Below are 15,062 nucleotides of genomic sequence, written 5' to 3'. Positions count from 1 at the left end.
ACTTTTTGCTGCCCGACTAATCGTTCCCCTTGCCGGGTCGATCACGACCAGCTGTCGATTATTTTCCCAAGGGCAGGCCAACAATAATAAAAAAACTGCAAATTTAGCGTCTATTGTTAGGTCTCGATAATCAATACATGAGCAAATCCAATTATGAAAACGGTTAGATTTTTCACAATGACTCGCTTGTTGCTGTTATTCATTCTGTCTGCCATTTTACCGGTTGCCAGTCACAGCTCTGCCATTTCCAACCTGTTGAGCTGGTCGGGATGGGGGAGTCCGTTCAAATCCTCAGAGACATCGGGAACGATCAGCAGAATGTCGTTTATGGAGGGCAGTCCGCCGCTTCACCTGGTTTACGATGCCAAAAAGAGTGACGAAAAAAGCAAGATAGCTGAGCTGGAGAAAAACCAGCTCTATATCGACCTGGATAGCAAGTCGGGCGATACCTTTCATTTTTGTTTCAGGACAGCTAACGCCTTATCGACGAAACATTACCCCTCCCCACCCATGATTATCAGGACTTCAACGGGACAGAGTTTACCGGATATTCAGGCTGGGGAAGTGAGACAGACCGAGCTGACAGCAGACCCAGGTCACTGGCAATATGAACATTTAGCGAAATGGCGTTTACCGACGGGCAAGGCGTCATTGGTGCTGTCGGTTCAAGACAATGATAATGAATGGAGTATAGAACCGGAATGCAGCGGTATTGTTTCAGAAAGCACCGGTTTACCATCATCTTCTGATGGCGATAAAAAACGATCATCTGTCGATATTGTTTTCCCTACCCCCGAAGCTTCGGAAAGCAGGCTCAGCAATTCTGGCGATACCAGCCGTTCCAATGCACCTTTTGCAATGCCCGCAAGCCCCAATATCGCTGATAACAGCGAGTCATACACCAGCTCTGGTGGTAGTTTTGGTGACAGCGACGATTTAGACGATCCATTTAAAAGAAGGCCGGGAGGTGGCATGGCCCCGCTTTACTCTTTTGAAGTGATGAGCAAGCTGGTCAGCAGAATAATTCTGGTGCCTGCCCTTGGCGCTAACGAAGGGACGGTTAAGAAAAAACAAGTGTGGGACACCCAGATTGTTCTAAAAATCAAGCGGGGCTGGAATGAGCAGACCATCCTTATTTCACAACAACTGTGGGATAAAATAAGGAGAGCAAACCTTGAACGAAATGCTGGACTTTTTTTGGCGATGTCCAGAAGCCCGGATAACCTGGAAGCCGCATTTGAACATTACCTGAACAGCAATCCGGAACCAACGGAAGACTACCGTGGTTATACAAAACAAGCGTTCATTTTAAGCCCTAAACAATTACTCAGCGTGTCAGTCTTTCCGGGCAGCTGCCCGACGGGGGTCAGTTGTCCGAAAGGAGAAGGAACTGAAAAAAATACAAAAAGTGTTTCTGGACCTGGTTCAAGCGAACCTCCCTCCTATGCCAAATCTCAGGCAGCCTATTATCAAGCTACCTATAGTGGCAGTGGCAATGGTAATGGTAATGGTAATGGAGGAGACGATGGTTTCGGTTGGACGCCAAACAGTGGGGTTTGCCAAAAGTGTAAACAAATTAAAAGTATCTACCGCAATGACATGTGCTTCGAGTGCGTTAACAATGGGACAGTTGTATTCGAACAAAGTCTTAACGACCCGCCTCCTGTTGTAACGACAGAGAAAATACCGGTCCCCCTGGTTGACACTTCAGCCATCAGGCTATCACAATGGCTCAATGATTTGGTACGTAAAGGGGAGGATACGATATTTTTTCATAATGTCCTTCACTACAAAAGCCATGAACTTTATAAAGTTTTCACTGAAACTCTTTTTTTTCACAAAGAAGCCCTGAACACATTTCATAAGTACTGGGTTAAACTTTTCAGAAATGAATTATCTACTGGCGAGTTGATTTTACAGGTCGGTGAACTGGCCAGTCATCATGATGTTGATAAGCATACTGAGATAGCAAGAATTGTTAAAACACTGGCTAGTCACTGGATAGACATTCTGACTGAGTCTTCTTTATTTACTATTAAGGAAAATAAACTAGCCGACATACTGAAAGAACGTAATCTTGTGACAAGCAATGAGCTATACAACCTTGAATGCCCAGTAATAGATGAGCAAACTAAAAAAGAATTAATGAATTTTATTTACCATATATTTCAACAAACCAGTAATTTACTAACACATGAAATAGTTCCTTCAACACGTGACACTCTCTTTCGATTAAACGAATTATCCAGAGAGCTGAATAAAGATTATATTTTTGGCTGTCCAGTTTATGAGGATGGACAGATAGACATTTTACGCTGGGGTTTTGCACGGCATACTTTTACCACTACATCTAACCGGCACCTAATAGAAAGAAACACACAATTTCAAACACTTGAAAGATTAGGCCATTATATTTCCGGATGTAATTCATCTACACCTGAACAGGTTAGAGCCATATTTACCGCTTTGGCTATTTTAAGCCCAGTACTACCGGAAACTCACAGTTTCATACAAAAACTTTCTGATGAACAACGTGAGCTTTTCAGTCATTTTTCCGAGACTGCCAGGAAAGGGCTTGTTACATTCCTGGACTCAATAACTTCAGATCAAAAAAATGCGTTCATAACTAATATGTTTTTTGTCTTTGGCGTAGTTCCCAAGGAACTTGCTGATCAACTAACTAAGGAATAAGAACTCGGGTTTGTTCCGCAAGAGCAAGCAGCAGGTGATTACGGCCTGCCACTCACTCGGTAAAGGAGTTTCTCTTGTTTCCGACTTGACCGTTTTGGCATTTGCCCACTTGATTTAAAGAAATCAGTGGGCAGAGTGTCAAAACACTTGCCTGAGGCCTGACCGGCTTACTTTTTGCTGCCCGACTGGCTGTTCAGGTAGTTAAAGAAGTCATTATCAGGCTCCAGCAACAGGATGTCACTTTTGCTGTTAAAGGACCTTTTATAAGCCTGGAGACTACGATAGAAAGCATAGAATTCAGGATCCTGACGGTAAGCCTTGGCATAGATTTCAGCCGCCTTGGCATCACCATCACCTCGAACAATCTCCGCTTCTTTAAAAGCATCCGCCTGGATAACACGCTGTTCCCGGTCGGCATTAGCACGAATGCCTTCAGCCATTTCCTGACCTTTAGAGCGGTACTCCTGGGCTTCTTTCTCACGCTCGGAAGACATACGCTCGAAAACCGAGTCACTGACCTGAGGTGGCAAGTCTACTTTCTTAACCCGGACATCGACGACCATGACCCCCAGCTCTTCCCTGGCCACTTTATCCAGATTGCTGGTGATATCGTTCATCAGTTTGTCACGCTGACCCGATACCACTTCATTCAGTGTCAGACCACCAAACTTGTTACGCATTCTGGATTCGGCACGCTGGGAAAGCAGCGTGTTGGCACGGTATATATCACCAGCGGTAGCCTTGTAGAACTTGGATACGTCCGCTATGCGCCACTTGATGTAAGAGTCCACGATAACGGCTTTCTGTTCCAGCGTCAGAAAACGCTCCGATGGCACTTCAAGGTGTTGCAGACGACCATCAAAAATACGCACGTTATCCACAAACGGGAATTTAAAGTGCAGCCCCGGCTTGAGATTCGGGTTCACCAGTTGACCAAATCGCAGCTGCACGGCGCGCTCACGCTCGCTGATAACAAAGAGACAGCTCCAGGCCAAAACCAGGATGACCAGACCGGCGATCAGGGCTGTAAAACCTTTCTGATTCATCGACTAACCCTCCCACTGGTACTACGTGCACTGTTCACTCGCTTGTTCAACTCCTCCGCAACACGATTACTGATGTCAGACAACTCCTGACTGCTCAGCTCAGGTGGCTGGGCTGGCGTGGATGTCTTGCCCTGGGTCAGTTTATCCAGCGGCAGGTAGATCATGTTATTGCCACCCTTGACGTCCACCAGCACCTTGCTGGAGCTCTTCAGAACTTCTTCAACCGTTTCGATGTAGAGACGCTCACGTGTTACCTCAGGTGCACGTTTGTACTCTGTCAACAGCTTGGAGAAACGATCCGATTCACCTTCGGCTCTGGCAACAACCTCGTCACGGTAAGCATTCGCTTCTTCGATGGTTCGCTGAGCCTTACCACGGGCTTCAGGGATAATCTTGTTCGCGTAGGCTTCCGCCTTGTTCTTGGCTCGCTGCTCATCTTCCCGGGCACGGATTACATCATCAAAAGCCGCCTGAACTTCTTTCGGAGGCTGGGCACTTTCAATGTTGACCTTACCAATGCGCAGGCCGGTACCATAGTTGTCCTGGTATTCCTGCAAACGGGCACGGACCTCCTGCCCCAGAACTTCACGACCCTGGGTCAGTACCTGGTACATCTCGGAGCTGCCAACCACATGACGCAGAGCACTCTGGGTTGCCTGCTCAAGACTCATAAGAGGCTTGGCAACGTTCAGAACATAATTTTTAACGTCTTCAATGTTGTATTGGACAGACATGGAGACTTCAACAATATTCTCGTCTTCAGTCAGCATCTGCTGTCTCAGGTTATAGGTACGAAGTTCAGTCACCTTTTCCTGATACTTGGTTTCAAAAGGCGGGAAGTACATATGAAGACCCGGACCAACGGTCTCGGTATATACTCCAAAGCGCAGAATAACGGCGCGCTCTTTTTCGTCGACGGTGTAAACTGCGTTCCAGAGATAGGCGACAATTGCCAGAACAATGATGCCAATAAACATTCCTGAAGAGGAACCGGAGTTACCGCTTCCTCCACCTGAACTGCCCCCGCTCTTGCCACCACCAAACATTGAGTTCAGCTTGTCCTGCAGTTTGCGGAATGCTTCGTCCAGATCCGGCGGCCCCTGATTTTTGCCACCACCCTTATTATTTCCACTACCCCATGGATCCTGGCTGTTTCCACCCGGCTCGTTCCAGGCCATATATGTCTCCGTAGAGTCAGTAACTTAAAAAAATCCATAAGGCGGTCAGCCTGACGGACCTGTTGTGGTTCTAGCCCAGATTGTAGAGTTTGGATAGCAGGAAGTGCAAGCTCATATTAGTAATCGCCGCAGCTTCCTGCACGCTCACTGTCTGTTCAGTGGCAATAATCCTAACGCTCTGTCAGGCAATCTGCCTGCAATCCTTCCTGTTTCGAGACCCGCTCGAAGTCATTTCTGGGCATACGAATATCCAGCAGCAGTTCACCATGATCAGAATATTCTTCTGACTGGATGGCACCCATCTGGTATAAACGGGCCCTGACTTTTCCCTGATCGGCCCGAAGTAGCAAACGCCCCTGAACCATATCATTGCCCAGCAGTTCGGCAATGGCCTGTTCAACCAACTCCAGACCGGCGCCGTCTTTTGCCGAGACCCAGACCCTTTCGGGTCGTCCATGATCATCACGCTGGATTTTAGGCTCTACCTCAGCCAGCAGGTCAATTTTGTTATAAACCTGTAGCGAAGGCACATCATTGGCATCAATTTCTTTCAGAACCTCATGCACTTCCCTGATATTTTCCAGACGCTCCGGGTCATGGGCATCAATCACGTGCAACAGCAAATCAGCCTGGCGCGTTTCTTCCAGAGTCGCTCGAAAGGCTTCCACCAGTTTATGAGGCAGGTGTCGGATAAATCCCACCGTATCGGCCAGAATGACCGGCCCCAGATCGGCAAGATCCAGCCTTCTCAGCGTTGGGTCCAATGTTGCGAACAACTGATCCTGCGCATAAACATCCGACTGAGTCATGCTATTGAATAACGTGGATTTACCGGCATTGGTATAACCCACCAGAGAGACCTGTGGTACTTCTGCCCGCTTCCGGGAACGGCGCCCCTGGTCACGCTGTTTACGCACTTTTTCTAATCGGCGGGTAATACTCTTGATTCTCGCCCTCAGCAACCTTCGGTCAGTCTCAAGCTGGGTTTCACCGGGTCCCCTCAGACCAATCCCGCCTTTCTGTCTTTCCAGGTGAGTCCAGCCACGGATCAAACGGGTACTCATATATTCAAGCTGAGCCAGTTCAACCTGCAGCTTACCCTCGAAGGTTCTGGCTCGCTGGGCAAAAATATCGAGGATCAGCCCGGTGCGATCAATCACACGGCATTCCAGCGCTTTTTCAAGGTTTCTGGCCTGACTGGGCGACAGGGCGTGGTTAAACAGAACCACTTCAGCTTTGTGCTGTAAAACAGATTGACGAATTTCTTCAACTTTGCCGGGACCGACAAAATAGCGGGGAGAGGGAGACCGGACATTTACCGTGATAAAAGCGAGGGTTTCAACGCCTGCGGAACGCACCAGTTCCTTAAATTCCTGCGGATCTTCCCGTTCCTTGTCTTCACTCATATCCGGATGAACAAGGACTGCACTTTCACCACCTTCATGGCGTTCAAAAAACAAACAGAACTCCTGACATTTTTTGCTTTTGCAATGAACTCATAAACGCCAAAAGGCGCTACTAAAGCGCCTTTCAGTCAACCAGCAAAAATCACTCTTGCTCGTCGTGCTCGGGCATACCTTCCTGGCCCTGCATTGGCAGACGTACCGGACGGCTTGGCACTACAGTTGAGACTGCGTGCTTGTAAACCATCTGGCTAACAGTATTCTTCAGAAGGATTACGAACTGATCGAAAGATTCGATCTGCCCCTGGAGTTTAATACCGTTTACCAAGTAGATGGAAACCGGCACGCGCTCCTTACGCAGCACATTAAGGTAAGGGTCTTGTAGAGAATGCCCTTTTGACATTTCTGTACTCCTTATTAATTCTCGGGTTTTGAATAGCTTTTGTTCACTTCTAGGTGGGCTATTCGCTTGACCGGCAGCACCAGTACCTGATTGTTCTTTCTGTATACACAGCCCAGAAATTTAGCTGGGCAACAGTAAGCGATGCCCCGCACTGCCATCAATAGGTAATACTAGCTACTCATACCGAACCTGCAGAAACTATTACAGGTGCTTACGTACCAGTCTTTTCCAATGCACTTTGTCAATGCCTTAACTAATACAAAGCCGAGGAGACTCGTACAGAAATCAATCTCTCATTATTCCCTAAGTAAGGGCAGGCTTCAGCCATTTCAAGGCCTCTTCCAACCGATTTTCTGACAAACTGTCCAGCCAGTGAATATCGGGCCAGCTTCTAAGCCAGGTTAGCTGCCGTTTGGCCAGTTGCCGGGTAGCAACCACGCCTTTCTCTACCATGGTGGCATAGTCCATCTCTCCTTCAAGATACCCCCAAACCTGACGATAACCAACCGCCCTGATGGAAGGCAGTGAAATATCCAGGTCTCCCCGCTCGTACAAAGCCCTGACTTCATCCACAAAGTTCTGCTCCAACATCAGTTTGAAGCGGGTTTCAATGCGCTGATGAAGCACTGAGCGATCTCTGGGGGCTATGGCCAGATTCACAACATTATAAGGCAGTTGACGGGTTTCCTGCTCCTGATGCCACTGGGAAAGTACTTTGCCTGTCGCATAATAAACTTCCAGGGCTCTTTGCAGACGCTGGGTATCCGTTGGTTTAATGCGACGGGCAGCCACTGGATCAACGCTTTGCAGCTCCTCATGAAGTGCCTGCCAACCCTCAGACTCAGCCCGGCCCAGCAACGTTTCCCTGATCTGTGGATCCGCCGCAGGCAAGTTTGCCAGACCATCCCGAAGTGCCTTGAAATAGAGCATGGTACCTCCCACAAGAAGAGGTATGTTTCCCTTATTAGTAATTTCCGTCATTTCCCTGAGAGCGTCCTCACAGAAGTCGGCTGCCGAATAAGGCTCGGCAGGATCCCGGATATCAATCAACCGGTGCGGAGCCTGCGCCAGTTCCTGGGCAGAGGGTTTGGCCGTTCCTATATCCATTCCTTTGTAGACCAGTGCCGAATCAACACTGACCAACTCACAGGGCAGCCTCTGTGCCAACTGGATCGCCAGATCCGTTTTACCAGAGGCAGTGGGTCCCATCAGAAAAATAGCCGGTGGCCGTTTTTCTTCAGGAGCGACAGTCTGTGTATTCGGTTCGGATGTCATAAAAAAACAAAGCGTTATCAAAAAAAACGGGGAGCTGAGTGTACCTGAAGCGTTCCCGGTATCAAAAGCCATAGACTGAATACTTGTGAAAGAGTTCCAAAGGCCTGGCCGGGAACGGCAAAAATTTTTTTTACCAATTTGTTGCTACCACAGTAGGGCAGTCTATTCTCGAACAGAGTCCTGATTTTATTTTATTGGAACGTGTAAACAATGGAATGACTGACGTAAACTGATCCACAACAAGGGTTTCTCATGAAAGCAGTCCCGTTTTTAACTCCCTTTTGCCGAAAAATACTTTCACTGGCAGCTCTTTCCTTAATGCTATCCCCTGTCCAGGCTAACGAACTTTATAGCCAGTTTTATAGCTTTGGAGACAGCATCTCAGATACGGGAAACCTGAAAATCGATTATCACGGGCGGAAAGTGCCACTCAAGTTCTCAGACAAAACCCTGTACAACCAGAATGTTGCCGGCACCATGGGGTTTAATCTTCGCCCCTCTATGGATGGCGGCAATAACTTTGCTGTGAGCGGTAACTCCAGTGAGGAAATCCTGTTATCCGTCACGTCTGATAAACCCTACACGCCGTTGAACCTGGAAATTTTCAAGTCCCAGAAGCAGAATACTTTCTTTATGAGAAACCATGGCCAGGCAGATAAGAAAGCCATGTACATGATTCTGGGCGGTAGCAATGACGTCGAATTTGAGAGGCTCGGGCTTCGTACACCCCTGCAAGTCGCCCGGAACCTGATAGCCAGTGTCAATGCGCTCCATAGCTATGGCGCTCGCTATATCTTTATGCTCAATGTTCCCAATCTCGGAGAAACACCGGGAGGAGAGAAATTGTTGGCTGACAAACGCTCTGCCATCAGAACCTACAGCAAAGACATTGATAGCTCCGTCCTCAAAGAACTCAAAAATTCCAATGCCAATGTCTTCTATATGAACTTGTACGGACTGCTTAAAGAAGTATCTGATAACCCGGCAGCCTATGGTCTTGTTAATCTTCCCCCTGAAAACGTAGATATCACCTGCATGGTTAAGGGCGAAAACAGCGTTCCGTGTATAAAGCCCGACTCCAGTGTTAAAGGTGGTGACGAGAGAAAACGCGTTATAACAGGCGTTGCAAACCAGTCCGTATTCTGGGACGGCCTGCACCCCTCCAGCTATATGCACAAGATAGGCAGCGATTATATTTTGTCGGCTGTCAGAGGGGCTACCGAGGTCGGCGGCCTGCCAAGAATTGCAGACTCTCATTCCACCACACTGGATGGCAGCATTTTTAACGAGCTGGCACAGTACCGCTGGCGGGACGTGGCGCCAGGCACCCTGTCATTCTTTGGCGGTGGCGGAGCTGGAGTAGAAAACCAGATTTATGATGCTGTTGATAAAAAAGCCGACGACAACAAGGGCTATGCAATCCACGCCGGCCTTCACTATCAATTGACAGAAAGCCTCAAGCTGGGGGTCGCTATACAAGGTGCTGAAACCCGTTACAAGCCTGAGCAGTCCGACTTTAAAACCACCAGTGTAGGTGGCAGTCTGTTTGCCAGTTACCAGGGGGAAAGGTTTTTCTCCAATGCCGCAGTAAATTATCTCGACCTTGATTACAAAAATAAGCGCGGTTTCCGCTTGGCCGCCCTGACACGTAAAGAAAGCAGCTCCACTTCTGGCAAACTCTATGGTTTAACGCTGGATGCGGGCTACGCACTCTACGACAACGGACAACTAAAAGCAGGCCCTGTGGTTTCCGCCAGCTATCATAAGTCATCGGTGGATGGCTTTGCCGAGTCCGGAGACAGCCTGTCCGCCCTGGTATTCGGTGATCAGGAGCTGGACTTCAAGAATGCCGCAGCCGGTGTCTTTCTTGATGCTATAAACGACAAAACACGTCTTGGCCTTCAGCTTGATTACAACAAAGACCTTAATAGTGATGACGTGAGAACCGTTAACCTGAGACAGAAAAAATTTTCCCGCATGGCCTATCTACCCGCTGATATCAGCAACAACGATGCCTGGCGAATGAAGGTGAGAGTAGGACATTCCCTGACACCCGACGTAGAAATTTATGGCAGCTACCAGTTCAGCAAGGCGATTGACTATCCGATCGATTATCAAGCCCTGCAAGTGGGCATTTCCTGGTCCATGTAAGCGTTATCCGTTCGTCCTGAGCTGATTGAAGGACGGACGGAACCTGTGAGGTTAACGCCCCCGCAAAAACAGTTTGTCCAGCTGGTCCAGTGTTAACAGCGTCCAGGTGGGCCTTCCGTGGTTGCACTGTCCACTGCGCTCTGTATGCTCCATATCCCTGAGCAGAGCGTTCATTTCTTCGATGGAAAGACGACGGTTAGCTCGTACTGAGCCATGGCAGGCCATTGTTGCCAGCACTTCATTAATCTGACTTTCCACACGATCACTGGCACCGTGTTGCATCAGGTCTGAAACCACATCACGAACCAGCTGCTCAACGTCCGCATTGTGCAACATCACCGGCACCTGACGAACCAGCAGCGTTTCTGGCCCCATACGCTCAAGAGTCAGTCCCAGTTTCCTGAAGTACTCATTATTCTCTTCAGCACAGGTCGCCTCACGGTCACTGACAGCAATGGATTTTGGCACCAGCAGGGGCTGGGCTTTAATGCCATCGGCATGCCAGGAAATTTTCATCCGTTCATAAGTAATGCGTTCGTGGGCGGCATGCATGTCCACCAGAATCATTCCCTGCTCATTCTCAGCGAGAATGTAAATACCTTTCAGCTGAGCGATGGCAAAACCCAGGGGCGGAATATCGGCTTGAACGGCTTGCGCATCGTTGACGGCTAAAGGCTGACCTTCCTGAGGAGCATTGTGCTCCGCAGCACCAGAAGCATAGAGTTCACCGTAGGCTTTAATCTGCTGTTGAACCTGTTCTGGCATAGGTGTTTCTTTTAATTGTCTGGCACCTGCCGATGCCGACGGTGATCCCGACGTCGCACCATGAGCATAAGAAGAAGCGCCCGGAGCCGGGGACAGCTGCATACTTTCCTGACTCTTGAACTCGCCACCTTCAACACCGGAAGCCCGGGTTTGAGGTTGTGAAGAAAGTGGTGAAGAAAGTGCGGCTGAAGGCAGTTGATCTTCCGGAGACACCTCACCCAAGGCACGATGCAGGGTACTGAACAGGAAATTATGGACCATTCGGCCATCCCGGAATCGAACCTCATGTTTGGTGGGGTGAACGTTGACATCCACCAGCGCCGGATCCAGTTCAAGATACAAGACAAAGGTTGGATGCCTGCCGCCGTAAAGGACATCACGGTAAGCCTGACGAACAGCGTGTGCCACCAGCTTATCCCTGATTACCCGGCCATTGACAAAAAAGTACTGAAGATCGGCGCTGGACCGGGAAAAGGTGGGCAACCCTACCCAGCCCCACAGCTTGAGCCCTGACACCTCAACATCAACAATCACCGAGTGTTCAATAAACTTCGGCCCACACAGGGCAGCGACCCGACGATCTTTCTCAGCCTGAGTGCTACAGGGTCTGAGCTGATGAATACTGCGCTGGTTGTGTCTTAAACCAAATCCCACATCAAACCGGGACAGGGCCAGACGCTTTACCACTTCTTCAAGATGGGAAAACTCGGTTTTTTCCGTGCGCAGGAATTTACGTCGTGCCGGGGTATTAAAAAACAGATCCTTGACTTCGATGGTGGTACCCACAGGGTGAGGCGCGGGATTGACAATAGCCTCCATATCACGCCCTTCGGTACGAACCTGCCAGCCCGACTCCTGACTCTCAACCTGGGACGTTAATGTCAAGCGTGACACCGAACTGATGGATGCCAATGCTTCACCACGAAAACCCAGGGTGCCGACACCTTCCAGGTCTTCCAGTTCGGAAATCTTGCTGGTGGCGTGTCGCGACAAGGCCAGTGCCAGATCATCTTTACCAATGCCATGTCCGTCATCACGAATACGGATCAGTTTGACGCCCCCACTGTCTACGTCGACATTCACTCGTTTCGCACCGGCATCAAGACTGTTTTCCAACAGTTCTTTAACAACCGACGCAGGACGTTCAACCACCTCACCGGCAGCGATCTGGTTAGCAAGGCGGGTATCGAGTAAACGGATAGGTTTCATAAAAAGGGGTCAGTCAGTCCGGTTTTATTGCCGGAAAGACTATCAGCCCCCGTCGACTTTTGCCAAGCCCTTAAAACAGACTGGACAACAAAGTGGGTGTCCAGCTCATGGCAAAGTCGGTCACCGCAGGCATGGCATTATGGTCGAAGTACAAGGCCGCAATCTCATCCTTGAAATCCTTGATGCGCCAGAGTGCCAGCATGGCTGGAATAAGCCGATAACCCGGAATGGCGAAGCCCAACAACTTCAGTGCTGACAGTGACGGGCTGGCAGAACCACAAGCCTGTGCCAGCTGAAGCATACGACGGCCCATGTTTTCATTGACTTCATAGTGAACCTGATCTTTCACCACGCCCTTAAGCCGTGTCTCCAGCCGCTCTAACCTCTCTTCTGAAACAACGAGGGTTGCAGCCCCCTTCACTTTGCTTCCTGCCGGAGACAAAATACCCACAGCTACGGTGAGAAACCGCCAGACTTTATTTTCAAGCTCTACCGTGGGCATACCGGTCAGCACATCGATCACCTGAAGGTTTTCCGGTTTTTTTTGTCCTTCAGTTTGTTTTGCCAGAACCTCAGGTTCTTCGGCGGGCCTGAAGGGTTCTCCCCAGGCTTCGGGCGCATTTTGTTTTGCCTTCTGTTTCCAGACCTGCTCCGGCACCAGCAATCGCTGTCTGACACCAACAGACCGAAATCTGGAAGGTGGCACCGAATCAATGCAGGGGTACTCGGTAATCACCTCATAGGATTCCAGCAAATCTGGCCCATGGACTTCAGGCTCTTCAAGATCAGGGGGGGAGAGCGTTAGATTTTCAAATTCAGCAATAGACCGATCATCCAGTCTGGTAATGGCATCGCTGAAAACCCGATGCCCTGGCTGGTTGACCCGGTTATGCTTATTTAAAGGATGATCCTGACACCCATGGTCAGACAGTTCATCGGTTGATAACCGATTCTGACTAGCAGGTAATGGGTGAACTGAAATTCTTGTATGCATAGCCATATCTCCCTGGGATTTTCCTCACAAGGGCACTTTATGGGAAAAACTCAGGGAAGTGACTGACCAGCCTGTCAGCAGTGCTGACATTACCTCCAGATTTTTTTAATTCGGAATAACCAACGTCTGCCCGGTTCTGATCGTATCTGAGCGGCTGATATCATTGGCTGTTTTCAATGAACTCAAACTGATATCAAAGCGACTGGCAATCTCTGACAAAGTATCACCCGCCCGGATCACATACTGGTCTGGACGGGTATCTATTTTACCCTCAGCCTTGAGGCTGGCGAGCAGACTGCCGGGTGGCGGCTTATTAACAAAGTAGCCTTTCACACCTTTGAATATCTGTCGGGCCATGGCACGCTGATGGCTTCGGGTTTTCAGTTTACGGCCTTCTTTGGGATTAGAGATAAAGCCGGTTTCCACCAGAATAGAGGGAATATCGGGCGACTTAAGCACGACAAAAGCCGCCTGCTCCACCTGTTTTTTGTGCAGCCTGTTAATCGCACCAATATGCTTCAGTACCTTATCACCAACTTCCAGACTGGAAGACAGCGTTGAGGTCATGGACAGATCCAGCAAAACCCCCGCCAGAACATCGCCTTTGTCACTCAGAGAGATGCCCCCTTCACCACCAATCAGATCCGATGAGTTGGCCCTGTGAGCCAGCCAGCGGGCCGTCTCTGAGGTGGCTCCGCCAATGGACAGCGCGTATACCGAGGCACCATTGGCACTGGGGTTGGTAAAAGCGTCGGCATGGATGGAGATAAACAGGTCTGCCCCTGCTTCACGGGCAATACTGGCTCGCTCACGCAGGGGGATGTAGTAGTCCCCGGTTCTTACCAGCACAGGCTTGAAGCCGGGTTCTTTTTTCAACAGCGCGGCCAGGTCTTTGGAAATGTTCAGCGTGACGACTTTTTCATGTCCGCCACCATAGGCCAGCGCGCCAGGGTCTTCGCCGCCATGACCGGCATCAATGGCCACCACAATATCTCTGTTGGAAGGGGGTTTGACGGGCTGTTTTACCGACTCTGTCGTTTTTTTCTGACCATCAAAGAGATCAACTACAAGGCGATAGCCGTAGGTTGCATTGGGTGCCAGCAGGAAGCTTTTGCTGGTGACCTTATTCTTCAGATCCAAAACAACACGCAAATCTTTTTTGTTTCGAACACCATAACGAATCTTGCTTATGGGGGTGTTGCTGAGGCGGGGATTAGCGACATTTTTGGGCTTTTGAGTGCCACGGATATCCAGCACCAGTCTTCTGGGGTTGTCCAGAAAGAACTGCGAGTGAGCCACGTCGCTGGAGACATCAAAGACCAGACGGGTTTTATCGGGAGAACGCCAGACACGGACATCATCCACCTGGGCTGCAAACAATGGCAGAGGCAGAATCAACAGGGCAGCAACAAAGAACCTCCTTATCCTTAACGACATTCGCCCTCCTGCCATCCCTGCAGCTTTTTCAGCTTTTGCAGCTTTTTCAGCTTTTGCAACATCGCCTGCCCACGTTCGGTCCCTGCTTTGATCAGGGCCTTACGTCCGGGCAGGTGGTAGTCCAGTTGTACTTCCAGATCAGCGTCCGGCAGAGCCCCTGCGCCTTTGCAGGGCCACTCGATCAGACAAAGACAGTCCTCTTCAAAGTAATCCCGTCCCCCGATAAACTCAAGTTCTTCAGGGTCAGCCAGTCGATACAGGTCAAAATGATAGACCTGTTGATCTCCAATGGTGTAGGGCTCCACCAAGGTATAAGTCGGGCTTTTAACCGCCCCCTGATGACCAAGACTGTGCAGAATCCCCCGGCATAACGTGGTCTTTCCGGCCCCCAGGTTACCCACCAGATAAACGACAGCGTGACCACCGCTTACTTCAGCCAGCTTTTTGCCCAGCTGAACCATTTCCTGCTCATTATCAATCAGCAGCTCAATCCTGCCTTCCATACACTCA

Annotated in this window: 11 protein-coding genes; 2 read left to right on the top strand and 9 right to left on the bottom strand. The window is 49.6% G+C overall.

Annotation, left to right across the window (positions count from 1 at the left end):
• The first annotated feature begins 153 nt into the window (after positions 1 to 153).
• Complete coding sequence (locus K7B67_RS22965; RefSeq protein WP_252178169.1) at positions 154 to 2,691, top strand: hypothetical protein; 2,538 nt, start codon at positions 154 to 156, stop codon at positions 2,689 to 2,691.
• A gap of 167 nt (positions 2,692 to 2,858) precedes the next feature.
• Here the strand turns inward: K7B67_RS22965 and hflC are convergent, their stop codons facing one another.
• The 5 genes from hflC to miaA form a co-directional block, all read right to left on the bottom strand.
• A complete protein-coding gene (gene hflC, locus K7B67_RS22960) occupies positions 2,859 to 3,737 on the bottom strand; it encodes a protease modulator HflC (RefSeq protein ID WP_252178168.1) in 879 nt (292 codons plus the stop codon).
• The gene (gene hflK, locus K7B67_RS22955; protein ID WP_252178167.1) at positions 3,734 to 4,915 is read right to left on the bottom strand and encodes an FtsH protease activity modulator HflK; all 1,182 of its coding nucleotides are present in this window, start codon (positions 4,913 to 4,915) and stop codon (positions 3,734 to 3,736) included. Before hflK ends, hflC begins: the two co-directional genes overlap by 4 nt.
• Before the next feature lie 170 nt (positions 4,916 to 5,085).
• On the bottom strand, positions 5,086 to 6,375 hold the full coding sequence (hflX, locus tag K7B67_RS22950) for a ribosome rescue GTPase HflX (protein WP_252178166.1): 1,290 nt from the start codon (positions 6,373 to 6,375) through the stop codon (positions 5,086 to 5,088).
• 88 nt (positions 6,376 to 6,463) lie between these two features.
• On the bottom strand, positions 6,464 to 6,721 hold the full coding sequence (gene hfq / locus K7B67_RS22945; RefSeq protein ID WP_252178165.1) for an RNA chaperone Hfq: 258 nt from the start codon (positions 6,719 to 6,721) through the stop codon (positions 6,464 to 6,466).
• 303 nt (positions 6,722 to 7,024) lie between these two features.
• Complete coding sequence (gene miaA, locus K7B67_RS22940) at positions 7,025 to 7,996, bottom strand: tRNA (adenosine(37)-N6)-dimethylallyltransferase MiaA (protein WP_252178164.1); 972 nt, start codon at positions 7,994 to 7,996, stop codon at positions 7,025 to 7,027.
• 318 nt (positions 7,997 to 8,314) lie between these two features.
• Here miaA and K7B67_RS22935 point away from each other — a divergent pair, with 318 nt between their 5' ends.
• Positions 8,315 to 10,147, top strand: coding sequence for an autotransporter domain-containing protein (locus K7B67_RS22935; protein ID WP_252178163.1), 1,833 nt, complete (start codon positions 8,315 to 8,317; stop codon positions 10,145 to 10,147).
• 51 nt (positions 10,148 to 10,198) lie between these two features.
• On the opposite strand, the gene mutL is transcribed toward K7B67_RS22935, so the two are convergent.
• From mutL to tsaE, 4 genes are all read right to left on the bottom strand, one after another.
• Positions 10,199 to 12,121 (bottom strand): DNA mismatch repair endonuclease MutL, encoded by a 1,923-nt coding sequence (gene mutL, locus K7B67_RS22930; protein ID WP_252178162.1) that lies wholly within the window; start codon positions 12,119 to 12,121, stop codon positions 10,199 to 10,201.
• Between the two features lie 70 nt (positions 12,122 to 12,191).
• A complete protein-coding gene (locus tag K7B67_RS22925) occupies positions 12,192 to 13,115 on the bottom strand; it encodes a hypothetical protein (RefSeq protein ID WP_252178161.1) in 924 nt (307 codons plus the stop codon).
• 105 nt (positions 13,116 to 13,220) lie between these two features.
• Positions 13,221 to 14,552 (bottom strand): N-acetylmuramoyl-L-alanine amidase, encoded by a 1,332-nt coding sequence (locus K7B67_RS22920; RefSeq protein ID WP_252178160.1) that lies wholly within the window; start codon positions 14,550 to 14,552, stop codon positions 13,221 to 13,223.
• A complete protein-coding gene (gene tsaE, locus K7B67_RS22915) occupies positions 14,543 to 15,055 on the bottom strand; it encodes a tRNA (adenosine(37)-N6)-threonylcarbamoyltransferase complex ATPase subunit type 1 TsaE (protein WP_252178159.1) in 513 nt (170 codons plus the stop codon). The genes K7B67_RS22920 and tsaE overlap by 10 nt, the downstream gene beginning before the upstream one ends.
• Positions 15,056 to 15,062: the final 7 nt, after the last annotated feature.

The organism is Endozoicomonas sp. 4G (assembly GCF_023822025.1).
Classification (GTDB): Bacteria; Pseudomonadota; Gammaproteobacteria; order Pseudomonadales; family Endozoicomonadaceae; genus Endozoicomonas_A.
The sequence above is the reverse complement of the archived record's forward strand: the minus strand, read 5'-3'. Positions and strand labels throughout refer to the sequence as shown.